General features: G+C 70.4%; 22 protein-coding genes. 12 read left to right on the plus strand and 10 right to left on the minus strand.

Going from position 1 to position 23,722, the window contains the following annotated elements:
• The first annotated feature begins 256 nt into the window (after positions 1–256).
• The 3 genes from AQJ54_RS04800 to icmA all read left to right on the plus strand — a co-directional run bounded on the left by AQJ54_RS04800 (position 257) and on the right by icmA (position 2,970).
• Positions 257–766, plus strand: a complete 510-nt coding sequence (locus AQJ54_RS04800) for a MarR family winged helix-turn-helix transcriptional regulator (protein WP_062027030.1) — start codon at positions 257–259, stop codon at positions 764–766.
• 78 nt (positions 767–844) lie between these two features.
• Complete coding sequence (locus AQJ54_RS04805; RefSeq protein ID WP_062027028.1) at positions 845–1,183, plus strand: DUF3817 domain-containing protein; 339 nt, start codon at positions 845–847, stop codon at positions 1,181–1,183.
• A gap of 86 nt (positions 1,184–1,269) precedes the next feature.
• Positions 1,270–2,970, plus strand: coding sequence for a coenzyme B12-dependent isobutyryl-CoA mutase large subunit (gene icmA, locus AQJ54_RS04810; protein WP_062234135.1), 1,701 nt, complete (start codon positions 1,270–1,272; stop codon positions 2,968–2,970).
• Positions 2,971–3,065: 95 nt separating this feature from the next.
• Here the strand turns inward: icmA and AQJ54_RS04815 are convergent, their stop codons facing one another.
• The gene (locus AQJ54_RS04815) at positions 3,066–3,692 is read right to left on the minus strand and encodes a TetR/AcrR family transcriptional regulator (protein ID WP_062027025.1); all 627 of its coding nucleotides are present in this window, start codon (positions 3,690–3,692) and stop codon (positions 3,066–3,068) included.
• 247 nt (positions 3,693–3,939) lie between these two features.
• Between AQJ54_RS04815 and AQJ54_RS04820 the strand changes: the two genes are divergently transcribed.
• The 4 genes from AQJ54_RS04820 to AQJ54_RS04835 all read left to right on the plus strand — a co-directional run bounded on the left by AQJ54_RS04820 (position 3,940) and on the right by AQJ54_RS04835 (position 8,318).
• Positions 3,940–4,926 (plus strand): tetratricopeptide repeat protein, encoded by a 987-nt coding sequence (locus AQJ54_RS04820; protein WP_062234138.1) that lies wholly within the window; start codon positions 3,940–3,942, stop codon positions 4,924–4,926.
• A gap of 661 nt (positions 4,927–5,587) precedes the next feature.
• The gene (locus AQJ54_RS04825) at positions 5,588–6,229 is read left to right on the plus strand and encodes a DUF6230 family protein (RefSeq protein ID WP_062027022.1); all 642 of its coding nucleotides are present in this window, start codon (positions 5,588–5,590) and stop codon (positions 6,227–6,229) included.
• Between the two features lie 186 nt (positions 6,230–6,415).
• Positions 6,416–7,018: a DUF6114 domain-containing protein gene (locus tag AQJ54_RS04830; RefSeq protein WP_062027020.1), complete on the plus strand. Its 603-nt coding sequence runs from the start codon at positions 6,416–6,418 to the stop codon at positions 7,016–7,018.
• Positions 7,008–8,318, plus strand: coding sequence for a hypothetical protein (locus AQJ54_RS04835; protein ID WP_062234141.1), 1,311 nt, complete (start codon positions 7,008–7,010; stop codon positions 8,316–8,318). The genes AQJ54_RS04830 and AQJ54_RS04835 overlap by 11 nt, the downstream gene beginning before the upstream one ends.
• Before the next feature lie 96 nt (positions 8,319–8,414).
• On the opposite strand, the gene pyk is transcribed toward AQJ54_RS04835, so the two are convergent.
• From pyk to pta, 3 genes are all read right to left on the minus strand, one after another.
• Positions 8,415–9,842 carry a pyruvate kinase gene (gene pyk, locus AQJ54_RS04840; protein ID WP_062234143.1) on the minus strand — a complete coding sequence of 476 codons (1,428 nt, stop codon included), beginning with the start codon at positions 9,840–9,842 and terminating at the stop codon, positions 8,415–8,417.
• 90 nt (positions 9,843–9,932) lie between these two features.
• Complete coding sequence (locus tag AQJ54_RS04845; RefSeq protein WP_062234145.1) at positions 9,933–11,141, minus strand: acetate kinase; 1,209 nt, start codon at positions 11,139–11,141, stop codon at positions 9,933–9,935.
• The gene (pta, locus tag AQJ54_RS04850; protein ID WP_062234147.1) at positions 11,138–13,228 is read right to left on the minus strand and encodes a phosphate acetyltransferase; all 2,091 of its coding nucleotides are present in this window, start codon (positions 13,226–13,228) and stop codon (positions 11,138–11,140) included. Before pta ends, AQJ54_RS04845 begins: the two co-directional genes overlap by 4 nt.
• Before the next feature lie 196 nt (positions 13,229–13,424).
• On the opposite strand from pta, the gene AQJ54_RS04855 reads away from it, so the two are divergent.
• Positions 13,425–14,450, plus strand: a complete 1,026-nt coding sequence (locus AQJ54_RS04855) for an ATP-dependent 6-phosphofructokinase (protein WP_030320213.1) — start codon at positions 13,425–13,427, stop codon at positions 14,448–14,450.
• 33 nt (positions 14,451–14,483) lie between these two features.
• On the opposite strand, the gene AQJ54_RS04860 is transcribed toward AQJ54_RS04855, so the two are convergent.
• From AQJ54_RS04860 to AQJ54_RS04870, 3 genes are all read right to left on the minus strand, one after another.
• The gene (locus AQJ54_RS04860; protein ID WP_107121016.1) at positions 14,484–15,188 is read right to left on the minus strand and encodes a helix-turn-helix domain-containing protein; all 705 of its coding nucleotides are present in this window, start codon (positions 15,186–15,188) and stop codon (positions 14,484–14,486) included.
• A 418-nt stretch (positions 15,189–15,606) separates the two neighbouring features.
• Positions 15,607–16,293, minus strand: a complete 687-nt coding sequence (locus AQJ54_RS04865; RefSeq protein WP_062027008.1) for a response regulator — start codon at positions 16,291–16,293, stop codon at positions 15,607–15,609.
• Positions 16,290–17,966: an ATP-binding protein gene (locus AQJ54_RS04870; protein WP_062027006.1), complete on the minus strand. Its 1,677-nt coding sequence runs from the start codon at positions 17,964–17,966 to the stop codon at positions 16,290–16,292. The genes AQJ54_RS04865 and AQJ54_RS04870 overlap by 4 nt, the downstream gene beginning before the upstream one ends.
• Before the next feature lie 121 nt (positions 17,967–18,087).
• On the opposite strand from AQJ54_RS04870, the gene AQJ54_RS04875 reads away from it, so the two are divergent.
• Positions 18,088–19,494, plus strand: coding sequence for a cation:dicarboxylate symporter family transporter (locus AQJ54_RS04875; RefSeq protein WP_062027004.1), 1,407 nt, complete (start codon positions 18,088–18,090; stop codon positions 19,492–19,494).
• 155 nt (positions 19,495–19,649) lie between these two features.
• On the opposite strand, the gene AQJ54_RS04880 is transcribed toward AQJ54_RS04875, so the two are convergent.
• A complete protein-coding gene (locus AQJ54_RS04880) occupies positions 19,650–20,267 on the minus strand; it encodes a TetR/AcrR family transcriptional regulator (RefSeq protein ID WP_079069738.1) in 618 nt (205 codons plus the stop codon).
• 168 nt (positions 20,268–20,435) lie between these two features.
• Between AQJ54_RS04880 and AQJ54_RS04885 the strand changes: the two genes are divergently transcribed.
• A complete protein-coding gene (locus AQJ54_RS04885) occupies positions 20,436–21,203 on the plus strand; it encodes a DUF2127 domain-containing protein (protein WP_062027000.1) in 768 nt (255 codons plus the stop codon).
• 18 nt (positions 21,204–21,221) lie between these two features.
• Here the strand turns inward: AQJ54_RS04885 and AQJ54_RS04890 are convergent, their stop codons facing one another.
• A complete protein-coding gene (locus AQJ54_RS04890; protein ID WP_062234151.1) occupies positions 21,222–21,671 on the minus strand; it encodes a MarR family winged helix-turn-helix transcriptional regulator in 450 nt (149 codons plus the stop codon).
• A 78-nt stretch (positions 21,672–21,749) separates the two neighbouring features.
• Here AQJ54_RS04890 and AQJ54_RS04895 point away from each other — a divergent pair, with 78 nt between their 5' ends.
• Together AQJ54_RS04895 and AQJ54_RS46335 are read left to right on the plus strand one after the other, a co-directional pair.
• The gene (locus AQJ54_RS04895) at positions 21,750–22,418 is read left to right on the plus strand and encodes a maleylpyruvate isomerase family mycothiol-dependent enzyme (protein ID WP_062026996.1); all 669 of its coding nucleotides are present in this window, start codon (positions 21,750–21,752) and stop codon (positions 22,416–22,418) included.
• Positions 22,419–22,475: 57 nt separating this feature from the next.
• On the plus strand, positions 22,476–22,688 hold the full coding sequence (locus AQJ54_RS46335; RefSeq protein WP_062234153.1) for a hypothetical protein: 213 nt from the start codon (positions 22,476–22,478) through the stop codon (positions 22,686–22,688).
• 69 nt (positions 22,689–22,757) lie between these two features.
• On the opposite strand, the gene AQJ54_RS04905 is transcribed toward AQJ54_RS46335, so the two are convergent.
• Positions 22,758–23,669 carry an NAD-dependent epimerase/dehydratase family protein gene (locus tag AQJ54_RS04905; RefSeq protein ID WP_079069766.1) on the minus strand — a complete coding sequence of 304 codons (912 nt, stop codon included), beginning with the start codon at positions 23,667–23,669 and terminating at the stop codon, positions 22,758–22,760.
• Positions 23,670–23,722 lie beyond the last annotated feature (53 nt).

Here is a 23,722-nt window from a genome sequence, read left to right on the forward strand (position 1 = left end):
CGGAGCCGAGAACTGATCGAGGGACCGAGCCGCCGGACCGAGGACGGATACCCCCCACCCCGGCACCGACCCACCCACCGGGCGAAACACGCTACGCACGCCCCCACCGAAGCCGAGCGGGCCGCCGCAGGCCTCCAGGGGCGCGGGGAACTGCGCAAAACGCCCGCCCCCACCGAACCCGCAGACAAAGACCCGCCCCCGCCCGATAGGCGAGACGGTGCTGACCACGATGTGACCGGCCGGTAAGGTCGATGCCGTGCCGAAGCCGCTCAGTCTTCCCTTCGACCCCATCGCCCGCGCCGACGAACTCTGGAAGCAGCGCTGGGGAAACGTGCCGTCCATGGTCGCGATCACCTCGATCATGCGCGCGCAGCAGATCCTGCTCGGCGAGGTCGACGCGGTGGTCAAGCCGTACGGGCTGACGTTCGCACGGTACGAGGCGCTGGTGCTGCTCAACTTCGCCAAGGCGGGCGAACTGCCGATGTCGAAGATCGGTGAGCGCCTCATGGTCCACCCCACCTCGGTCACCAACACCGTGGACCGCCTGGTCAGGTCCGGCCTGGTCGACAAGCGTCCCAACCCCAACGACGGCCGCGGCACCCTCGCCTCCATCACGGACAAGGGCCGCGAGGTCGTCGAGGCCGCCACCCGCGACCTCATGGCGATGGACTTCGGCCTCGGCGTCTACGACGCGGAGGAATGCGCGGAGATCTTCGCGATGCTGCGCCCGCTGAGGGTGTCGGCGGGGGACTTCGACGAGGTATGACACGAGCAGTGGCACGCGGAGCGGCACGAGGCTGACCCGCAGGAAGATCGCCCGGAACGCGTGGTTACGCTCGTAGGCATGAAAAAGAGCGTGCTGACCCGCTACCGCGTCATGGCCTACGTCACCGGCGTGCTGCTGGTCCTGCTGACCCTCGGCGTGATCGCGAAGTACCTGCTCGAGATCGACGGCGCCGACAGCTTCACGACGGTCGTCGGTATCGCGCACGGCTGGCTGTACGTGGTCTACCTGGTCTTCGCCTTCGACCTGGGCTCCAAGGCGAAGTGGCCGGTCGCCAAGCAGCTGTGGGTCCTGCTCGCCGGCACCGTCCCCACCGCCGCGTTCTTCGTGGAGCGGAAGATCAGCCACGAGCTGGAGGGCACCTTCGCGGACACCGCCCCCACCCCCGTCAAGGCGTAACCCCACCGCCGTACGGCACCCGGACGGTACCCGTGCGGCGGTCGCCCAGCGGCATTTACTAGGACATCCTAGTAAACTGCCAGAGCATGGACGCTGACGCCATCGAAGACGGCCGGCGACGCTGGCAGGCTCGGTACGACTCCTCGCGGAAGCGGGAGGGGGAGTTCAGCACGCTGTCCGGGGAGCCCTTGGAGGCCGTGTACGGGCCGCGGCCGGGGGACGTGTACGCCGGGTTCGAGCGGATCGGGTGGCCGGGGGAGTACCCGTACACGCGCGGACTGTACGCGACCGGCTACCGGGGGCGGACCTGGACGATCCGGCAGTTCGCCGGGTTCGGGAACGCCGGGCAGACCAACGAGCGGTACCGGAAGATCCTTGCAGCGGGAGGCGGCGGGCTCTCCGTAGCCTTCGACATGCCGACCCTCATGGGCCGCGACTCCGACGACCCCCGCTCGCTCGGCGAGGTCGGTCACTGCGGGGTGGCGGTCGACTCCGCCGCCGACATGGAGGTCCTGTTCCGGGGCATCCCGCTCGGGGACGTGACCACGTCCATGACCATCAGCGGGCCCGCCGTCCCCGTCTTCTGCATGTACCTCGTCGCCGCCGAACGCCAGGGCGTCGACCCCGCCGTCCTCGACGGCACCCTCCAGACCGACATCTTCAAGGAGTACATCGCGCAGAAGGAGTGGCTCTTCCCGCCCGAGCCGCACCTGCGCCTCATCGGCGACCTGATGGAGTACTGCGCGTCCCGTATCCCCGCCTACAAACCGCTGTCCGTCTCCGGGTACCACATCCGGGAGGCCGGCTCGACGGCCGCGCAGGAGCTGGCGTACACGCTGGCGGACGGCTTCGGGTACGTCGAGCTGGGGCTCTCGCGCGGCCTGGACGTCGACGTCTTCGCACCCGGCCTCTCCTTCTTCTTCGACGCGCACGTCGACTTCTTCGAGGAGATCGCCAAGTTCCGTGCCGCACGGCGCATTTGGGCCCGCTGGATGCGGGACGTGTACGGCGCCCGGTCCGACCGGGCCCAGTGGCTGCGCTTCCACACCCAGACCGCCGGGGTCTCGCTGACCGCCCAGCAGCCGTACAACAACGTCGTCCGTACGGCGGTGGAGGCGCTGGCGGCCGTCCTGGGCGGCACCAACTCGCTGCACACCAACGCCCTGGACGAGACGCTCGCCCTTCCCTCCGAGCAGGCCGCGGAGATCGCGTTGCGCACCCAGCAGGTGCTCATGGAGGAGACCGGGGTGGCCAATGTGGCCGATCCGCTGGGCGGTTCGTGGTTCGTCGAGCAGCTGACGGACCGGATCGAGACGGACGCCGAGAAGATCTTCGAGCAGATCAGGGAGCGTGGACTCAGGGCGCACCCCGACGGCCGGCACCCCGTCGGGCCCCTCACCTCCGGGATCCTGCGGGGCATCGACGACGGCTGGTTCACCGGCGAGATCGCGGAGGCCGCCTTCCGTCACCAACAGGCCCTGGAGAAGGGCGAGAAGAAGGTCGTGGGCGTGAACGTCCACCACGGCTCGGTCACCGGCGACCTGGAGATCCTGCGGGTGAGTCACGAGGTGGAGCGGGAGCAGGTGCGAGCCCTCGCGGGGCGGAGGGCGGGGCGGGACGAGGGAACTGTCAGAACTGCCCTGGACGGCATGCTCGTTGCCGCCCGCGACGGGACCGGCATGATCGAGCCCATGCTGGACGCCGTACGCGCGGAGGCGACCCTGGGGGAGATCTGCGGGCTGTTGCGGGAGGAGTGGGGCGTGTACACGGAGCCGCCCGGGTTCTGAGCGACCCACACAGTCGCGACCTGGCCCGATGCGACGTACGTCGTCGCGACCCACCCTGCTGCGACGTACATCGTCGCGACCCACCCCGATGCGGCCTACCCCGGCGGCGTCCCCGCCAGGCCCGTCAGCAGGACCCGCGTGAAGCCGTGCACCCATGCCTCGTCCGCCGGTTCCGCGCTGACCAGCGTGCGGTGGACCACCGCACCCGCGACCATGTCGAAGATCAGGTCGACCGTGCGGGCCGCCTCCTCGGGGTCCGCCTCCGGAGGCAGCTCACCGCGGGCCTGGGCGCGTTCGCGGCCCTCCAGGACCAGGCGTTTCTGGCGGTCGACGATCGACGAGCGGATGCGTTCGCGCAGCGCGTCGTCGCGGCAGGACTCCGCCACCACCGCCATCAGCCCGTTCCTGGCCTCCGGCCGTGCCAGGATCGCCGCGAACTGGAGGACCACGCCCTCGATGTCGTCGGCCAGGGTGCCGCGGTCGGGGAGCTGGAGTTCGTCGAAGAGTTCGGCCACCGCGTCGACGACGAGTTCGTTCTTGCCGGCCCAGCGGCGGTAGAGGGTGGTTTTCGCGACCCCCGCACGGGTAGCCACGTCTCCCAGCGTCAGCTTCGACCAGCCCAGCTCGACCAGCGCGTCGCGCGTCGCCGCCAGGATCGCGGTGTCCGCGGCGGCGCTGCGCGGGCGCCCGGCGGTGCGCGGGGCGGGGGTGCGGCTCTGCATCCCACGACCATAACGGGGGTTTCCCGTGGCGCAGTGAGGGAGATCACCGGGGTGGGGTACCGGGCGGGCACTCAGTGCCATTACGCTACGACTCGTAGCGAAAGCTGGCGACGGACGTGCGCGAGCGGACGCGAACGAGTGGAGGGCACGCACGGCGTGGGGTGGGGACCCGGCGCCGGAGCCGCCCCGCACGACCGGCTTTCACCATGCTTTTCACACACGCGCGTGGACGGGGGAGGATAGGCGCATGCAGCCACGGAACATGTCCATGAGCGGAGTCGTCGACCTCGCCGCGGTGAAGGCGGCCCAGGAGGCCAAGGCGAAGGCGGAGCAGGCGCGCGCCGAGGCGGCCCGGCAGGGCGGCGGCCCGGGTGCCGTCTCCCCGGCCGATCTCGTCATCGACGTCGACGAGGCGGGGTTCGAGCGCGATGTCCTCCAGCGGTCCACCGAGGTCCCGGTCGTCATCGACTTCTGGGCCGAGTGGTGCGAGCCCTGCAAGCAGCTGAGCCCGGTCCTCGAGCAGCTCGTCGTGGAGTACGGCGGACGCCTGCTCCTCGCCAAGATCGACGTCGACGCCAACCAGATGCTGATGCAGCAGTTCGGGGTGCAGGGCATCCCGGCCGTCTTCGCCGTCGTCGCCGGCCAGGCCCTGCCGCTCTTCCAGGGCGCGGCCGGCAAGGAGCAGATCCAGCAGACCCTGGACCAGCTGGTGCAGGTCGCCGAGCAGCGCTTCGGGCTCACCGGACTCACGGTGGACCCGGACGCCGTGCCCGGGGGCGGTGCCGGGGCCCAGCAGGCGGCCGCGGTGCCGGCGGGGCCGTACGACGCGCTCCTCGAGGCCGCCGTACAGGCCCTGGACGCGGGGGACTTCGGCGGTGCCGTCCAGGCCTACAAGAACGTGCTGAGCGACGACCCGGGCAACTCGGAGGCCAAACTGGGTCTCGCCCAGGCGGAGTTGCTCCAGCGAGTGCAGTCCCTGGATCCGCAGCGCACCCGTCAGGACGCGGCCGAGAAGCCGGGTGACGCGCAGGCGCAGATCGCCGCCGCCGACCTGGACCTGGTGGGCGGTCATGTGGAGGACGCCTTCGGACGGCTCATCGACACCGTGCGGCGCACGGCGGGTGACGAGCGGGACACCGTAAGGATTCGGCTACTTGAGCTCTTCGAGGTCGTCGGCGCCGACGACCCGCGGGTCTCGGCCGCGCGCCGGGCGCTGTCCCGCGCCCTGTTCTGAGGACGCGTCCGGGCGGGGCGCGAGCCCGGTTCTGACCAGTCGCTAAACACCCCGGCATGTGATGCCGGAGTGAAAGATTTGCCGTCAGGGTGTCGATGCGGCCGCACTTTGCCAAAACTTGGCAATTGCGGCCGCTGTTACTTCCAGTAAGTCAGAGGCGTTGAACTGTCGGTTTCTGTCCACCGATCAACTGCTTTGTCCTCCCCCTCTCTGACACCCAGAGTCGCCGACCGAGACCAGCGGGTCGTTGTTCGGTTATCCGGCCGTTACTACCGAGTAACGAAGCCCCTTGTGCGGGCGGCGAGAATGCACCACGATCGGCGACGCTCGGTCCTTTCCCGTACCCCGACAGCCGGTCGGGCCACGGGAGTCCCTGGGTCCCCACCGAGCAGAACCGGCGGCAGGTGCGCCGGTTCTTGGACAGGGGGGTCTTCGTCCACAGGGCGAAGCCTGTCCAGCAAGGTTGTGCGTGATGCGTGTCAGGCGCGACCAGTGGTTGTCGCTCGGGGGTGATCGCCGGTGATCGGTGCGCGGTTCGCGCCTCCGAAGGCAGGCGCTCTCCTTCCCGAGGACGTAGCACTTCTCCCATCCCTGCCCGGCTGAGCCGTCCTTTCGAGAGGGCAGTCAGGGCCAGGAGATGTACGTCCGAGAAGGAGGAAATATGGAGTCCCAGGTGCGTGGCGGGACCAGATGGAAGCGGTTCGCTGTGGTCATGGTGCCCAGCGTCGCCGCGGCCGCCGCGGTGGGCGTCGGGCTTGCGCAGGGTGCGCTCGCCGCGTCGTTCAGCGTGTCCGGCCAGCAGTTCAAGGTGTCGGCGGCTGAGCTGCACGGCACGGGCTTCGCTCAGTACGGCGGTATAGACACCGTCTACAAGCAGGTCGACGGCAAGGAAAAGACCCAGGTGCCGGTCGCGATCTCGTCGTTCGACGACGCGACCATCAGCAAGATGTGCCAGTCGGTCAAGACCACCATCCCCCTCATCAACAAGACGTTCTACCTGCGTCTTGACGCGGGTGGTGGCAAGACGCCGGTCGCGGCCCACAACCTGTACATCGATGTTGCCGACCTCCAGGCCAACGCGGAGTTCACCAACATCGACATCGGCGTCGCGGTCAAGGACAAGACCCGCGGTCCCGACGTGAAGGCCGGCGAGAACGTGCTGCCGGGCGGCTTCGCCCAGCAGGCGGAGAAGGCCGACCTCTACGACGTCAAGCAGACGGCCTGGGCGACCACGGCCGGCACGTTCAAGCTGAGCGGCCTGTCGATGAAGCTCGGCACGGACGCCGACATGGAGTGCTACTGACGGCTCCGGCACCGGGGTGTCCTGGGGGCGGCTGAGCCGTCCTCAGGGGGGCGGCGGAGCGTTCGCTCCTCCGCCCCCGCCCGGGCGACGGGTGCCGCGCGCACCCGTACAGACTCAGATCTTCCGGCTTCACACGCCCACGGCCGAGCCGGTACGAACTTCCACCGGACCCAGGGAGCTTTTTCCATGAGTGCCGAGACTCCGGTCCAGAGCGTCGGGACCTTCACCCGGCTGCGTCTGCGATTCCGCGCCTGGCGGGGCAACCGGCCGTTCTGGGCGGGCCTGTTCACCCTGCTCGGCGGGGTGCCGATCGCCTACTTCCCGTACGCCACGCTCAAGTTGGGCACCATGTCGATCGCCATGGCGACGACCGCGGGTGCCGGCTCCCTCATCATCGGCGTACTGCTGGTCACGCTGGGCCTGACGATGTGGTTCCAGCAGGCCACCCGTGTCTTCGCCGGTGTCGCCGCGATCGTCCTCGCCCTGGTGTCCCTGGTGGTCTCCAACATCGGCGGCTTCATCCTGGGCTTCCTGTTCGCCCTGCTCGGCGGCGCGCTCGCGGTCTCCTGGGCACCGGGAGTGCCGCCGCAGCCGCAGCCGCTGGGTGAGGGCGGCACGGAGGGCGGTGCGCCCCAGGCCGCCGACCCCGACACCGCGATCCTGCGTCCGGTGACCGAGGAGCCCACGCCGTACCAGCCGGAGACCGGCCACGAGGCGCCGTCGGACCGGACGCCCGAGAACGCGTGGGCCGGCGGCGAGGACGCGATCGGGGGGTCCCGTGTCGGCTGAGAACCTTCAGGGCGAGGGCTCCGCGGTCGCCGCGGAGGTCAGAACCGGGCCTCGGCACGCGGCGCCCAAGAAGCCGCTGTTCAACAGGTTCCACATGCCGGCCGGCAAGGCGATAGCCATGGCGGCCATGCCCACCGCCGTACTCATGGGCATCGGATTCACGCCGACCCTGGCCCTGGCCGACGACACACCGGCCGCGAAGAGCCTGACGGCGGACGAGTACAAGGACTGCATAGCGGCACTGGACGGCAGTGCCTCGCCGTCGGCGAGCGCCTCCCCGTCCACCGACACCCCCACCGCGACGCCCTCCCCGTCGGCCTCCGCCGGCTCGGGATCGGGCTCCGGTTCCGGCGGTTCCTCCTCGTCGGGTTCCGGTTCGGCTTCCGGCGACAAGGCCACGCCGACGCCGTCGCCGTCCGCCTCCGCGAGCAAGGCGGAGAGCAGCTCCTCCTCCAAGGACTCGGGCTCCGACGCCGTCACGCCGTCCCCCTCGCCCTCCGCGAGCGACGACGGCAACCTTCTGACGGACATCGGCGACGCGATCACCGGGATCTTCACCGGCGGCAAGACCTCGTCGGGTTCGTCGGGGAGCGAGCCGAGCGCCACCCCCACTCCGACGCCGACCCCGTCCGCCTCGCAGAGCGCCTCGGACCCGGTCAAGGAGACGACCGACAAGGTCACCGACACGGTCAAGGACACCGTGAAGGACACGACCGGCACGGCGTCCAAGGCGGCCGAGGACACCACGAAGACCGTCGAGGACACCGCCAAGGCCGCGGCCGCCGCGACAGCCACCCCGAGCCCCTCCGCGAGCTCCTCCACGGACCCGGAGAACTGCCCGGTCGCCACCGACGACGTGGGTGACACCGAGCCGGGCGTGACGGTGGCCGACAACGCCTGGACCCTGAAGGCCAGTTCGCTGACCCTCACGGGCGCCGACTACCAGGGCATCGTCAAGGTCAAGACCGCGAGCGGCAAGACCAAGAGGGTCTTGAAGTATGTGATCTCCGGCGGCACCGACATCGGCGACCTCCACCAGATCGTCACCGAGCGCGGCAAGACGTACCACGTGCAGGCCGGCAAGGGCACGCATTCCAAGATCACCGGCGGCAAGACGACGATGTACACCGAGAGCATCTCCGGCAACCTGCTGGGGCTGATCCCGATCACGTTCAGTCCCGACAGTCCTCCGCCGCTGAACATCCCGCTGATCTACTTCACCAACGTGACGGTCCAGCAGGCCGGGCAGTACGGCGGAACGCTGACCGTCCCCGGGATGCACCAGTACAGCGAGGGCTGACCCCTCCAACGATTCCCACGACCCTTCCGGGAGCCGCACAAGCCGAGGGCGCCCCCCTTTTCACAGGGGGGCGCCCTCGGTGTCGTACGGGGAGTGCTACTGCTGGGCGCCGCCGATGTGGTGCACGCGGAGCATGTTCGTCGTGCCCGGGACGCCGGGGGGCGAGCCGGCCGTGATGATGACGATCTCGCCCGGGTTGAAGCGGTTGATCTTGGCGATCTCCTGGTCGACCATGTCGACCATCTCGTCCGTGGTGTTCACGAAGGGCACCACGTGGGACTCGACGCCCCAGCTGAGCGCCAGCTGGTTGCGGGTGTTCTCGTCCGTCGTGAAGGCGATGATCGGCTGCTGGGCGCGGTAGCGCGACAGGCGGCGGGCGGTGTCGCCGGACTGCGTGAAGGCCACCAGGCCCCGGCCGCCGAGGAAGTCGGCGATCTCGCAGGCCGCGCGGGCCACCGAACCGCCCTGCGTGCGCGGCTTCTTGCCGGGGACCAGCGGCTGGAGGCCCTTGCTCAGCAGCTCCTCCTCGGCCGCGGCGACGATCTTCGACATCGTCTTGACGGTCTCGATCGGGTAGGCGCCGACCGAGGACTCCGCGGACAGCATGACGGCGTCCGCGCCGTCCAGGATCGCGTTGGCCACGTCGGAGGCCTCGGCGCGGGTCGGGCGGGAGTTGGTGATCATCGACTCCATCATCTGGGTCGCCACGATCACCGGCTTGGCGTTGCGGCGGCACAGCTCGATGAGGCGCTTCTGCACCATCGGGACCTTCTCGAGCGGGTACTCGACGGCCAGGTCACCGCGGGCCACCATGACGGCGTCGAACGCCATCACGACGCCCTCCATGTTGTCCACCGCCTGCGGCTTCTCCACCTTGGCGATGACGGGGACCCGGCGGCCCTCCTCGTCCATCACCTTGTGCACGTCGTCGACGTCCTTGGCGTCCCGCACGAAGGACAGCGCGACCATGTCGCAGCCCATGCGCAGCGCGAAGCGGAGGTCCTCGACGTCCTTCTCGCTCAGCGCGGGGACGTTGACCGCCGCGCCGGGCAGGTTGATGCCCTTGTGGTCGGAGACGACACCGCCCTCGATGACGATCGTCTTCACCCGGGGGCCCTCGACCGAGGTGACCTTCAGCTCGACGTTGCCGTCGTTGATGAGGATCTGGTCGCCCTTGGCGACGTCACCGGGCAGGCCCTTGTAGGTCGTGCCGCAGATCTGCTTGTCACCGGGCACGTCCTCGGTGGTGATGACGAACTCGTCACCGCGCTCCAGCTCGACCGGGCCCTCCGCGAAGGTCTCCAGGCGGATCTTCGGGCCCTGGAGGTCGGCGAGGACACCGATGGCCCGGCCGGTCTCCTTGGCGGCGGCACGGACGCGGTCGTACCGCCCCTGGTGCTCGGCGTGCGAGCCGTGGCTGAAGTTGAAACGGGCCACGTTCATGCCGGCTTCGATCAGCGAGACCAGCATCTCGTGGGAGTCGACCGCGGGGCCGAGAGTACAGACGATTTTCGAACGGCGCATGGGGCGATCCTATCGGTTTGTTTCGCAACGGAATATTCCGTCTGGCGGAAGAAACAAATGGGCGGGGCCGTGCTCAGTTGCGGTTACCGCTCAGTCGCTTTCTTCTCCGACCAGTGCGTAAGTCTGGGTCGCGATTTCCAGTTCTTCGTCGGTGGGCACCACGGCGACCTTCACCCGTGCGTCGGCGGGCGAGATCAGCCGCGGCTCGTCGCTTCGTACGGCGTTGAGTTCGCCGTCCACCGCCAGGCCCAGGGTCTCCAGGCCCGCCACGGCGGCCGCCCGTACCGGTGCCGCGTTCTCGCCGACCCCGGCGGTGAACGCGATCGCGTCCACCGTACCGAGTACCGCGTAATAGGCGCCGATGTACTTCTTCAGACGGTGAATGTAGATGTCGAAGGCGAGCGCGGCCCGCTCGTCACCCTCGTCGATCCGGCGCCGAATCTCCCGCATGTCGTTGTCACCGCACAGGCCGACCAGTCCGCTCTTCTTGTTGAGAAGAGTGTCGATTTCGTCGATGGACATTTTGCCAACGCGCGCCAAATGGAAGATGACGGCCGGGTCCATGTCCCCGGAGCGGGTGCCCATCACGAGTCCCTCCAGCGGCGTCAGCCCCATGGAGGTGTCCACGCACCGCCCGCCCCGCACCGCCGAGGCGGACGCGCCGTTGCCGAGGTGCAGCACGATCACGTTCACGTCCTCGGGCGCCCTGCCGAGCAGCTTCGCCGTCGCCCGGGACACGTACGCGTGCGAGGTGCCGTGGAAGCCGTAGCGCCGTACGCGGTGGGCGTCGGCTGTCGCCACGTCGATCGCGTAGCGCGCCGCCGACTCCGGCATCGTGGTGTGGAACGCGGTGTCGAAGACGGCGACCTGGGGCAGGTCCGGGCGCAGCGCCCGCGCGGTGCGGATGCCGGTGAGGTTGGCCGGGTTGTGCAGCGGCGCGACCGGGATGAGCCGCTCGATCTCGGCGAGCACCCTCTCGTCGATCACGGTCGGCTCGGTGAAGGTCCTGCCGCCGTGCACCACACGGTGGCCGATGGCGGCCAGCTCGGGGGAGTCCAGGCCGAGCCCGTCCTTGGCCAGTTCCGCCGCCACCGTCTTCAGGGCGGCCTCGTGATCGGCGATCGGCTCGGTCCGCTCACGGGAGGGCCCGCCCAGAGGGGTGTGCCTGAGCCGCGAGGAGCGCTCGCCGATGCGCTCGACGAGCCCGGTCGCGAGCCGGCTGCTGTCCCGCATGTCGAGCAGCTGGTACTTCACCGACGACGAGCCGGAGTTGAGGACGAGGACGCGGGTGGCGCTCACAGCTGGGATGCCTTCTCGTTGGGGTTCTGGGCCTGGATCGCCGTGATGGCGACGGTGTTGACGATGTCCGAGACCAGGGCGCCCCGGGACAGGTCGTTGACGGGCTTGCGCAGCCCCTGGAGCACCGGCCCGACCGCGATCGCGCCGGCCGACCGCTGCACGGCCTTGTAGGTGTTGTTGCCGGTGTTGAGGTCCGGGAAGATCAGCACCGTCGCCTGCCCGGCCACGTCCGACTCCGGCAGCTTGGTCTCCGCGACGGTCGGCTCCACCGCGGCGTCGTACTGGATCGGCCCCTCGATCCTGAGGTCGGGCCGGCGGGAGCGCACCAGCTCCGTGGCCTCGCGCACCTTGTCCACGTCGGCGCCGGACCCCGACGTACCGGTGGAGTACGACAGCATCGCGATCCGCGGGGTCACACCGAACTGCTCGGCGGTCGCCGCCGACTGGATGGCGATGTCGGCCAGCTGCTCGGCGTTCGGGTCGGGGTTCACGGCGCAGTCGCCGTACACCAGCACCTTGTCGGCGAGGCACATGAAGAAGACCGACGAGACGATGTCGGCGTCCGGCTTGGTCTTGATGATCTCGAAAGCCGGGCGGATGGTGGCCGCCGTGGAGTGCACGGAACCCGACACCATGCCGTCGGCGAGGCCCTCCTGGACCATCAGCGTGCCGAAGTAGTTCACGTCGGAGACGACGTCGTAGGCGAGCTCGACGGTGACGCCCTTGTGGGCCCGGAAGGCCGCGTACCGCTCGGCGAAGCGGTCGCGCAGTTCGCTGGTCGCCGGGTCGATCAACTGGCAGTCGCCCAGGTCGATGCCGAGGTCCGCGGCCTTCTTGCGGATCTGGTCGACCGGCCCGAGCAGGGTGAGGTCGCAGACCCCGCGGCGCAGCAGCACCTCGGCGGCGTGCAGGACGCGCGGTTCGGTGCCCTCGGGCAGCACGACCCTGCGCCTGTCGGAGCGGGCCGTCTCCAGGAGCTGGTGCTCGAACATCATCGGCGTGAGCCGGTCGCTGCTCGGTGCGGAGACCCGGCGGGCGAGGTCGGCGGTGTCGGCGTACCGCTCGAACAGGCCGAGCGCGGTCTCCGCCTTGCGGGGTGTGGCCGCGTTCAACTTGCCCTCCAGGGCGAAGAGTTCGGCGGCGGTGGGGAAACTGGTGCCCGCGACCGAGAGCACCGGGGTGCCGGGGGCCAGGCGCGCGGCGAGGGTGAGGACCTCGTCGCTCGGCACCTCGCCCAGGGTGAGCAGCACCCCGGCTATCGGCGGGGTGCCGGCACTGTGCGCGGCGAGCGAGCCCACCACCAGGTCCGCGCGGTCGCCCGGGGTGACCACCAGGCAGCCCGGGGTCAGGGCGTTCAGGAAGTTCGGCAGCATCGCGCCGCCGAAGACGAAGTCCAGCGCGTCCCGGGCGAGCCCGGAGTCGTCGCCCAGGATCACCCTCGCGCCGAGGGCCTGTCCGATCTGGGCGACGGTGGGTGCGGCGAGCGCGGGCTCGTCCGGGACGACGTAGCAGGGCACCGGGAGCCGGCCGGAGAGCCGCTCGGCGATCTCGTCCCGGTCCTCGCGGGCCACCCGGTTGGTGACCATGGCGAGCACGTCGCAGCCCAGCCCGTCGTAGGCCCGGTAGGCGTTGCGGGTCTCCGCGAGCACCGACTCCGCGGGCTGCTTGCGACCGCCCACGACCGGGATCACCGAGGCGCCGAACTCGTTGGCGAGCCGGGCGTTGAGGGAGAGCTCGTCCGGGAGCTGGGTGTCGGCGAAGTCGGTGCCGAGGACCAGGACGACGTCGTACTCGCGGGCCACCCGGTGGAAGCGGTCCACCAGGGTGGAGACCAGCTCGTCGGTGCCGCGCTCGGCCTGGAGCGCGGACGCCTCGTGGTAGTCGAGGCCGTAGACGGTGGCCGGGTCCTGGGAGAGCCGGTAGCGGGCGCGCAGCAGCTCGAAGAGCCGGTCGGGGCTGTGGTGCACCAGCGGCCGGAACACCCCCACCCGGTCGACCTGGCGGGTCAGCAGCTCCATGACCCCCAGCTCGACGACCTGGCGGCCGTCGCCGCGGTCGATCCCGGTCACGTACACGCTGCGGGTCACGCGTGATCTCCCTCTCTCGCACGGGCAGGACAACAGGACATGAAAATTGCCCACCGAGGTGAGCGGAAACCCTCTTGACAGTACCCCGGTCGACGGATAAGGCGCCCGTCAGTAGGGGATGCGACGGTGCTCCCGGGGACGTGAAAGAATCGGATCCGGCTCACCGGTGTCAACAGCGAGCAGGAGACACAGCACGATGCGTATCGGAGTTCTCACCGCAGGCGGCGACTGCCCCGGCCTGAACGCCGTGATCCGGTCGGTCGTGCACCGCGCGGTCGACCATTACGGCGACGAGGTCATCGGCTTCGAGGACGGCTACTCCGGCCTCCTGGACGGCCGCTACCGCGCCCTCGACCTGGACAGCGTCAGCGGCATCCTGGCCCGCGGCGGCACCATCCTCGGCTCCTCCCGGCTCGAGCGCGACCGGCTGCGCGAGGCGTGCGAGAGCGCCTCCGACATGATCCACCAGTTCGGCATCGACGCCCTGATCCCGATCGGCGGCGAGGGCACCCTGACCGCCGCGCGCATGCTGTACGACGCCGGTCTCCCGGTCGTCGGCGTGCCGAAGACGATCGACAACGACATCTCCTCCACCGACCGCACCTTCGGCTTCGACACCGCGGTCGGCGTCGCCACCGAGGCCATGGACCGCCTCAAGACCACCGCCGAGTCCCACCAGCGCGTGATGGTCGTCGAGGTCATGGGCCGGCACGCGGGCTGGATCGCCCTGGAGTCCGGCATGGCCGCCGGCGCCCACGGCATCTGCCTGCCCGAGCGCCCCTTCGACCCGGCCGACCTGGTCAAGATGGTCGAGGAGCGCTTCGCCCGCGGCAAGAAGTTCGCGGTCGTCTGCGTCGCCGAGGGCGCCCACCCCGCCGAGGGCACCATGGACTACGGCACCGGTGAGATCGACAAGTTCGGCCACGAGCGCTTCCAGGGCATCGGCACGGCGCTGGCGTACGAGCTGGAGCGCCGGCTCGGCAAGGAGGCCAAGCCGGTCATCCTCGGCCATGTGCAGCGCGGTGGCGTCCCGACCGCCTACGACCGCGTGCTCGCCACCCGCTTCGGCTGGTACGCGGTGGAGGCCGCGCACCGGGGCGAGTTCGGCCGGATGACCGCGCTCAAGGGCACCGACATCGTGATGGTGCCGCTCGCGGAGGCGGTCACCGAGCTGAAGACGGTCCCGAAGGACCGCATGGACGAGGCGGAGTCGGTCTTCTAGGCCCTTCGCGGCCCACCAGGGTCTTCGCGGGGGCTACGGCGGTCCCTCGACCGCGTCCCAGAAGCGCTCCACGATCTCGTCCAGGAACTCCTGGCCGGCCTCGCCGGAGCGCTCGCCGCCCCCGCCCCAGCTCAGGGTGGACACCATCTGTCCCTGGTACTGCCGGTGCAGTTCCTGGAGGGTGTCCTCCACCAGGCGCCGGTCCAGGGGCACGATCCTGGCGACCTGACGGACGTAGGCCTGCCAGCGGGTGCCGACCGCGCCGCGCAGGCACTCGGCGAGCCGCTTCTCACGCCCCGTGACGGCCACGAAGTCCGGCAGGGACAGCTCCAGCAGCTCGGCGAGGGCGGCGGACTGGCGGTCGGTGCCGCGCCACGCGTCCTGTTCCTCCATGCCCAGGTAGACGAGCAGTTCGAGCCCCACGGCACGGGCCACGTCCTCGGGGGCGATGCCGCGTGCGACGCGGTGCTCGCGCAGGGTCCGGGGGCGGCCGATGAGTTCGCCGGGGGAGCACCACAACACGCCCGCCAGAGCGGTGAGTTCCGGACTGGTGGGACTGACGGTCCCGCGCTCCCAGGCGGCGACGAGATCCGGCGTGACGTACGGCAGCCCGTACGAGACGCGCAGCCCGTAGGCCACGTGCTCGGGCCCCATGCCGAGGGCGACACGGAGTCTGCGGGCGGTGAGGTGGTCGAAGGGCGGTCCGGGCTGGCTGGGCAGGGCTGGGGGTCGGCGCACGGCCCACAAGCTAGGGAAGCCTACGGCCGGTGACTACGGGCTGTTCGGCCAGGAACACGGATTGTAGGAAGCTACGGTTTCGCGTGCGGGTTCGAGCTGTCCGAAGATCGGCTGCCGGTGGTGCGGGCGGGGTGGCGAGGAGGGCGCCGGGCGCCCGGGCGGGTGGCCGGAAAGAGATGTGATCTTCGGGTGCGCAGTGAATGGCAAGGTAGAGGGGCATATTCACGAGTGCTTGCGGGCGGCCGAAGTTCCGGCATCTCGTGACGGTCGACCCGCACGGAGCGCCGCAGGTCTCGCCCGTGTGGGCGGATCTAGAAAATGAGTACGCCATGGTCGACACCGCGATCGGGCGAGTGAGCGAGGAAAACGGGCGGCGCAATCCGAACGGTTCCTCTCCCGCCAAAGGGTGAGCCGGGTCTCACTGGCCCTTGACGTACCGGTACTGGAGCTCGGGCCGTCCGACCGTGCCGTACTGCGGGCTGCGGGCCGCCCGCCCCGCGTCGACCAGGTGCTCCAGGTAGCGGCGGGCCGTGATCCGGGAGATGCCGACCACCTCGGCCAGTCCGGTCGCCGTCAGCCCCTCCGCGCGGTCCCGCAGGGCGAGGGTCACCCGCTCCAGGGTGGGCGCGCTGAGCCCCTTGGGCAGGGCCGCGGGACCCGGTGCGCGCAGCGTGGCCAGCGCGCGGTCGACCTCGTCCTGACCGCTCGCCTCGCCGGCCGCCGCGTGGAACTCGGCGTAGCGGACGAGCCGGTCGCGCAGGGTGGCGAAGGTGAACGGCTTCAGCACGTACTGCACGACCCCGAGCGAGACGCCCTCCCTGACGACCGTCAGATCCCGGGCCGACGTCACCGCTATCACGTCCGCCTGATGCCCGGCCGCGCGCAGCTGCCGGGCCAGCTGGAGCCCGTGCCCGTCCGGCAGGTGCAGGTCGAGCAGGAGCAGGTCGACGGCCGTACGGTCCAGGAGCCGCCGGGCCTCCGCACCGGTGTGGGCCTTGCCGACGGCCGTGAACCCGGGCACGCGGTTGACGTACAGGACATGCGCGTCGGCGGCGACCGGGTCGTCCTCGACGACCAGGACACGGATGGCCTGCTGAGCGGTCACGCGTCACCTCCGGGGACCGTGGAGCTGCGGGGGAGGCTAGCGGTCGGGGGCGGCGGGCTGTCGTGGGGGGTGGCGGAGGGCGTTCCCAGGGGCAGTCGTACCTCGAACTCCGCGCCGCCCTCCGCCGCCTCCGACACCGTCAGGGCGCCCTTGCGGCGGGTCACCGCCTGGCGGACCAGGGCGAGGCCCAGGCCGCGGCCGCCCGGGCCGGCCGGCTTCGTCGAGAAGCCGCGCCGGAAGACCGCCTCGGCGTGGGCGGGGTCGACGCCCTCGCCGGTGTCCGAGACCCGCAGGACCAGCTCGGGCCCCTCCGCGTACGCCGTCACGGTCACCCGCGCCCGCACGCTCCCCTGCGCCGCGTCCACCGCGTTGTCGATGAGGTTGCCGAGGATCGTCACCAGGTCGCGGGCGGGGAGCGACGGCGGGAGCAGTCCGTCGTCGAGCCGGCTGTCCTCCGACACCACCAGCTCCACGCCCCGCTCGTTCGCCTGCGCGGTCTTGCCCAGCAGCAGCGCGGCCAGCACCGGCTCACCGACCGCCGCGACCACCTGGTCCGTCAGTGCCTGCGCCAGCTCCAGTTCGGCGGTCGCGAAGTCCACCGCCTGTTCCGAGCGGCCCAGTTCGATCAGCGAGACGACCGTGTGCAGCCGGTTCGCCGCCTCGTGCGCCTGCGAACGCAGCGCCTGCGTGAAACCGCGCTCCGAGTCCAACTCGCCCATCAGGGACTGGAGTTCGGTGACATCGCGCAGGGTGACCACGGTGCCGCGCTGCTCCCCGCCGGAGACCGGCGAGGTGTTGACGACGAGCACCCGGGACGCCGTCAGATGCACCTCGTCCACCCGCGGCTCGGACGCCAGCAGCGCCCCCGTCAGCGGCACCGGCAGCCCGAGGTCCGCCACCGAACGGCCCACCACGTCACCGACGCCGAGCAGCTCCCGCCCGCCGTCGTTGATCAGCGCGACACGGTACTGCCCGTCCAGCATCAGCAGCCCCTCCCGCACGGCGTGCAGGGCGGCCTGGTGGTAGTCGTGCATACGGCTGAGCTCGGTGGCGTTCATGCCGTGGGTGTGCCGGCGGAGGCGGGCGTTGACGACGTACGTGCCGACGGCGCCGAGCGCGAGCGCGCTGCCCGCGACGACGAGCAGGGCGGTCAGCTGGCCCTGCACCCGCTTGCTGATCTTCTCGACCTGGATGCCGGCGCTGACCAGGCCGATCACCCGATCCTTGTCGTCCTTGACCGGGGTGACGGCGCGCACGGAGTAGCCGAGGGTGCCCTTGTAGGTCTCGGTGAAGGTCTCGCCCTTGAGCGCGCGCTCGGTGTTGCCGAGGAAGTGCTTGCCTATCTGGTTCTTGTCGGGGTGCGTCCAGCGGATGCCCTGGGGACTCATGATCGTGACGAAGTCGACCTCGGTGTCGGCCATGACCCGCAGCGCGTAGGGCTGGAGTTCGGCCGTCGGATCCGGTGTGCCGATCGCCTCCCGCACCGACGGCGAGTCCGCGACCGCCCGTGCCACCACCCTGGCCTGATCCCGTGCCGCGTTCTCGGCCTGCCCCCGGTCGCTGACGTACGTGAACAGCGCGTATCCCGCCACGACCACGGCGATCAGCACGGCCTGCATGGCGAAGAGCTGAGCGGCCAGGCTGCGGGGTCTCGGTACGGCGGGGATGCGCATGTCGTCAGTCTGCCTCCCTGGCTGATTGTGAACTAAATGAACGGAAGGGTGACCACCCTCACAGGGCGCGACATAGTCACGGCATTCCTCTAAAAGCCCGGACGTGAGCCGCACGCCGGTCATGCCGACGACGACGTCAAGGAGGGCAGCCGTGGCCGCCAGCACCCCCGATACGGCACCCGCAGTCAAGAAGGACCGCACCCACTACCTGTACATCGCGGTGATCGTCGCGGTCGCCCTCGGTATCACCGTGGGTCTGGTCGCGCCCGACTTCGCGGTCGAGCTGAAGCCGATCGGCACCGGGTTCGTGAACCTGATCAAGATGATGATCTCGCCGATCATCTTCTGCACGATCGTGCTCGGCATCGGCTCGGTGCGGAAGGCCGCCAAGGTCGGCGCCGTCGGCGGTATCGCCCTCGGCTACTTCATGGTCATGTCGCTGGTCGCGCTGGGCATCGGCCTGGTCGTCGGCAACATCCTGGAGCCGGGCACCGGCCTCGCCGTCACCGACGCGGTCAAGAACGCCGGTCACGCCCAGGTCGACGCGGAGGCCAAGGACACCACCGAGTTCCTGCTCGGCATCATCCCGACGACGTTCGTCTCCGCCTTCACCGAGGGCGAGGTCCTCCAGACCCTGCTCATCGCGCTCCTGTGCGGCTTCGCGCTCCAGGCCATGGGCTCCGTGGGCCAGCCGATCCTGCGCGGTGTCGAGCACATCCAGCGGCTCGTCTTCCGGGTCCTCGCCATGGTGATGTGGGCCGCCCCGATCGGCGCCTTCGGCGCGATGGCCGCCGTGGTCGGCTCCGCCGGTGTCGACGCCCTGAAGAGCCTCGCCGTCCTGATGCTCGGCTTCTACGTCACATGTCTGCTCTTCGTCTTCATCGTGCTCGGCACGCTGCTGCGGCTCGTCGCCGGCCTGAACATCCTCACCCTCTTCAAGTACCTGAGCCGTGAGTTCCTGCTGATCCTGTCGACCTCCTCCTCCGAGTCCGCGCTGCCGCGGGTCATCGCGAAGATGGAGCACCTGGGCGTCAGCAAGCCGGTGGTCGGCATCACCATCCCGACCGGCTACTCCTTCAACCTCGACGGCACCATGATCTACATGACCATGGCCTCGCTGTTCGTCGCCGACGCCATGGGCACGCCGATGGCCGTCAGCGAGCAGATCCCGCTGCTGCTGTTCCTGTTCGTCGCCTCGAAGGGCGCCGCCGGTGTCACCGGCGCGGGTCTCGCGACCCTGGCGGGCGGTCTCCAGTCGCACAAGCCGGCCCTCGTGGACGGCATCGGCCTGATCGTCGGCATCGACCGCTTCATGAGCGAGGCGCGTGCCCTGACCAACTTCGCGGGCAACGCGGTCGCCACCGTCCTGATCGGCACCTGGACCAAGGAGATCGACCGCGAGCGGGTCGACCAGGTGCTCGCCGGTCACCTGCCCTTCGACGAGAAGACCCTCCTGGACCACGCCGAGGACGAGCCCGTGGCCGGGATCCCCGAGCAGGGCGGCGAGAAGGAGCTGGCCAAGGCCTGAGCGGCCCGCAGAGCAGGGTCGGGCCCGACCTGAACCCGGGCCCGGCTCACCCTCCCCGGGCGGTCGGATACTCCCCCGTTGTCCGGCCGCCCGGACCCACTCCGTACAGCAGGGTCAAGCGGGATCAAGCAGGATCGAGCCGGATCGAGCCGGGATCAGACGCTCAGTTTCGCCACCAGCGCGGTGGCCAGAGAGGCGGGCACGCCCGCCGCGGTCAGCATCGTGACCGCGGCGGAGCGGCCCGCCTCCTCCGCTGCCAGCAGACCGTTGTTGACCGCCTCCATGACCGCGAACAGCATCTGCTCATGGACGTGCGCCAGCGCCGGCGCGGGCAGCGGCGAGACGAAGACGCCCTCGTTCAGACCGCGCCGGAGCAGTTCGGTGCTCGCCGCGCGCACCGGCGCGAGCCGTTCCTGGATGCCCTGCACGGTGACGCTGCGCTGGGCGAGTGCGACCAGGATGCGGTAGCGGTCGGCGACCTCCCAGACCGCGAGCACGGAGCCCGCCAGGGCCTGCGCGAGATCCTCGGTGCCCTCGCGGCCCGCCGCGTGCGCGGCCGCCACCGCCGCCACGGCACCGTCGACGAGCGTGCCGACCAGCGTCTCCCGGTTCGGGAAGTGGCCGTACACCGTCCGTCGTACGACGCCCGCGGCGCGCGCGATCTGCTCCATGGACGCGTCGGGGTCGCGCAGCAGCTCGGTGAGCGCGACGTCGAGGATGCGGCGGCGGTTGGCGTCGGCGCGACTGGAGGGGCCCGTGGTCATGGCGGTCATTGTGCACGTACCGCAGCGGGCTTGCACAGTTCTGTGCATCGAGCGCACATTGCACGGTGTTGAGCAGGCGTACGGTGCCGGCGCCCGCTGACTCACCGAATTCTTACCCTGCGCCACTAGCGTGCCGTCCCCGGACGGCACGCTCTTGGTTTCGGAGGCACACGGGGGATGAAGATCGACTGGGACCGGCGAACCTGCGCCCGGCGCGGACACGTCACCTACGCGCCGGACGAACCCCGGCTGCGGGAGCGGCTGTACGCCGAGACCGCCCTCGGAGCGGCCTGGCGGTGTCTGCGCTGCGGCGACTTCGCCCTCGGCGAGCCGCACGGCTCCGGCCCCGCGGACCACGCGCCCCTCGTCCCGCGCGGCAAGGTGCTCAGGGACCTGTTCGTGCTGCGCTTCCTCGCCCTCGAACGGGCGGTGCGCGGGGTGTTCATCGTGCTGGCCGCGGTCGCGGTGTGGAAGTTCAGCAACAGCCAGGACGCGGTGCGCCGGCTCTTCGACGAGTACCTGGACGTCTTCCGGCCGGTGTTCCGGCACTTCCACTACGACCTCGACCACTCGCCGATCGTCGGCACGGTCCAGAAGACCTTCGGCTACCACCACGACACGCTCGTCCTGGTGGCGGTGCTGCTGCTCGCGTACGCCGTGATCGAACTCGTCGAGGCGGTCGGGCTCTGGTACGCCAAGCGCTGGGCGGAGTATCTGACGGTGGTCGCCACGGCCGCGTTCCTCCCCCTGGAGATCTACGAACTCACCGAGCACATCAGCTGGTTGAAGATCGCCACCCTGGTCCTGAACATCCTCGCCGTCCTCTACATCCTGCTCACCAAGCGCCTGTTCGGCCTGCGCGGCGGCCACCGTGCCTTCGAGGCGGAACGGCAGAGCGCGTCCCTGCTGGAGGTCGAGGAGGCGGCGAAGCCGGTCGCGGCCTAGGGAGAGGGCGGAGGAGACCTAGGAGGGCTCGGCCCATGGGTCGGTGATCTCCCGCAGCAGGGTCAGGGCCTCGCGCAGCTGTTTCATCCGACGGCTGCCGAGGTGTGCCTCCCACTCCTTCTCGACCTCCGCGACCACCGCGGCGGCGATCCGCTGGGCCGACGCGGCCTTCTCCGCCAGGCACACCAGCCGGGCCCGCTTGTCGGTCGGGTCCGGGACGCGGACGACATAGCCGGCCTTCTCCAGCTGGTCCACCAGGAAGCCCGCGGTCTGCTTGGTGATCTGGGCCTGCTCGGCGAGTTCCGTCAGCCGGGTGCCGTTCGGCCCGATGCGCTGCATGACCCGGGCCTGGGCGGGCGTGAAGTCGTCGAAACCGGCCTCCGCGAGCCTGGCGAAGATCCGGTTCTCCAGGGCCCGGTAGGGGAGGAACAGGAGCAGCCCCGTGTTGAGATCGCTCTCCGCCACCATGGTCGATGCTCCTCGCGCCGCTTGACACTGGTCAGAGTCTCTGACTACTTTGGTCAGAGAAGCTTACCACTTGAGTGGGTGATTCCCGTGGGTGCCGTATCGGACGCAGTGCTGGACACCGACGAGCTCTGGCGGATCGTCGACCAGGAGCGGGGGAGCCTGGCCGACCTGCTGGAGGGGCTCGGCCCCGAGGAGTGGGAGACACGGACGCGCTGCGGGGACTGGCGGGTGCGGGAGGTCGCCGCGCACCTCACGATCGCGGCGCGTTTCTCCTACGGCCAGGTCGTGCGGGAGATGGTCCGGGCCCGGGGCGACTGGAACCGGATGATCCACGACTCGGCGGTGCGTGAGGCGTCGTTGCCGGTGGGCGAGATCGTCGCCAACCTGCGCTCGATCATCGGCTCCCGCCGCCTCGCGCCGACCACGTCACCCCACGAGCCCCTCCTCGACCTCCTCGTCCACGGCCAGGACATCGCCCTCGCGCTCGACCGCGACCGACCGGTCCCGCCGCGGGCCGCCCGGGACTCCGCCGAGAGGGTCTGGACCATGCGCTTCCCCCCGAGACCCTGGCCCCTGCCGAAGGCGCGCCTGGTGGCCACGGACATCGAGTGGATGCGGGGAGAGGGCGAGGAGGTACGCGGCCCGATCGCGGCCCTGCTCCTGCTCCTCACCGGCCGCCCGCAGGCGGCAGCCGAGTGGGCCGACCGCACCGGGGAGCCGTGGACGGGGGTCACGACTCCCCGGTGACGTGGTGCTCCGCGGGTTTGGCGGCGGCGACGAGAAGGGCCACGTCGGCGTCGCGAGGTGGGCTGGAGCATCCGGGCGAGCGAGCAGGTGGGCCGACCGCGTCGATGTGCTCTCCGGAACACGACCGCCGACCCCCTCGGACTCGCCGTCCAGCGCCCGGCCCGCGTGGACCTGGCCGTCGAGGTCCCGCTGCCGAACCCTGGGGGCCGCGCCCGCCTCCTCGGCCTGTACGGCCGACTGCTCGGCGTGCGCTGCGTGCCCCGGGCATGACGCCCCGCCGCTGGATACCCGGCATGCCCCGGGCCGCCACGCCCCCCCCGCGCTGACGCCCGCCACGCCTCATGCGTCCTTCCCCAGCGTCTCCGCCACGGCCTTCGGCAGCCAGCGGCGTGCGTCGTCGAAGGTGAAACCGAGGCGGGTGGCGCGGGAGTTGTCCATGCCGTAGGCGCGGGTGAAGGAGAACGGGGACGTCTCGCCCACCTCGACCTCCTGGAGGACCGTCCTGCCCTCGGGGAGGTGTGCGGCCACCGCCTCGCACAGCTCCTCCGTGTCCAGCAACCCGTGCGAGGCCGCGTTCACCGGACCGGTGAAGTCCGCACCCACCGTCCAGGCCAGGAAGTCGGCGATCTCCTCGACGTGGATGTAGGTGGCGGGCTGGTTGTCGACGGGCACGGCGACGGGAGCGCCGGTGCGGATACGGTCGGCGTAGTGGGCGAGCCGCCCGGTGAAGTCGTCGTCGCCGCCCAGGACGTGGGCCACGCGGACGGCCGTGAAGGGAAATGCGGGGTCCACCGAGAACACCGCTTCGGCCTGGCGCTTTCCCTCGCCGTAATGCGACTCCAGGAAATCGGGGTCGTGCCAGGGAAGGCCGAGATCCACCGGCACGTTCCGCGGGACGACGGCGTCCTCCCGCACCAGGGCGATGGAGTCCTCGTACTCGTACACCTCCACCGTCGAGGTCATCACATAGCGGCGGGTGCGCCCGGCGAAGACCCGGCGGGCGACGGCCGCCTGACGCGGGGTGTAGCAGACCTGGTCGACGACCACGTCGAAGGTGCGGGAGCCCAGGGCGCTGTTCAAGGAGGCTTCGTCGTCGCGGTCGGCCACCAGATGGACCGTCCCCGAAGGGGGCGCGGCCGAACCCCGGTTGAGGACCGTGACCCGGTCGCCGGCGGCCAGCAGCCTCGCGATCAGCCGCTTGCCGAAATAGCGGCTGCCGCCGATGACCAGTACCTCTCGTGCGGTTTCCATGACCATAATTCTCCCGGCGGATCAGGAAGCAATGAAGGGGGAACTATGGGAGT

The sequence above is a fragment of the Streptomyces griseorubiginosus genome, from assembly GCF_001514195.1.
Taxonomy (GTDB): domain Bacteria; phylum Actinomycetota; class Actinomycetes; order Streptomycetales; family Streptomycetaceae; genus Streptomyces; species Streptomyces griseorubiginosus.

Coding starts and splice junctions, on each gene's coding strand:
- AQJ54_RS04855 (WP_030320213.1), top strand. CDS start 13,425: ATGCGTATCGGAGTTCTCACCGCAGGCGGCGACTGCCCCGGCCTGAAC.
- AQJ54_RS04815 (WP_062027025.1), bottom strand. CDS start 3,692: ATGCAGAGCCGCACCCCCGCCCCGCGCACCGCCGGGCGCCCGCGCAGC.
- AQJ54_RS04825 (WP_062027022.1), top strand. CDS start 5,588: ATGGAGTCCCAGGTGCGTGGCGGGACCAGATGGAAGCGGTTCGCTGTG.
- AQJ54_RS04875 (WP_062027004.1), top strand. CDS start 18,088: ATGCCGACGACGACGTCAAGGAGGGCAGCCGTGGCCGCCAGCACCCCC.
- AQJ54_RS04880 (WP_079069738.1), bottom strand. CDS start 20,267: ATGACCGCCATGACCACGGGCCCCTCCAGTCGCGCCGACGCCAACCGC.
- AQJ54_RS04830 (WP_062027020.1), top strand. CDS start 6,416: ATGAGTGCCGAGACTCCGGTCCAGAGCGTCGGGACCTTCACCCGGCTG.
- AQJ54_RS04820 (WP_062234138.1), top strand. CDS start 3,940: ATGCAGCCACGGAACATGTCCATGAGCGGAGTCGTCGACCTCGCCGCG.
- AQJ54_RS04805 (WP_062027028.1), top strand. CDS start 845: ATGAAAAAGAGCGTGCTGACCCGCTACCGCGTCATGGCCTACGTCACC.
- AQJ54_RS04870 (WP_062027006.1), bottom strand. CDS start 17,966: ATGCGCATCCCCGCCGTACCGAGACCCCGCAGCCTGGCCGCTCAGCTC.
- pyk (WP_062234143.1), bottom strand. CDS start 9,842: ATGCGCCGTTCGAAAATCGTCTGTACTCTCGGCCCCGCGGTCGACTCC.
- AQJ54_RS04890 (WP_062234151.1), bottom strand. CDS start 21,671: ATGGTGGCGGAGAGCGATCTCAACACGGGGCTGCTCCTGTTCCTCCCC.
- AQJ54_RS04885 (WP_062027000.1), top strand. CDS start 20,436: ATGAAGATCGACTGGGACCGGCGAACCTGCGCCCGGCGCGGACACGTC.
- icmA (WP_062234135.1), top strand. CDS start 1,270: ATGGACGCTGACGCCATCGAAGACGGCCGGCGACGCTGGCAGGCTCGG.
- AQJ54_RS04905 (WP_079069766.1), bottom strand. CDS start 23,669: ATGGAAACCGCACGAGAGGTACTGGTCATCGGCGGCAGCCGCTATTTC.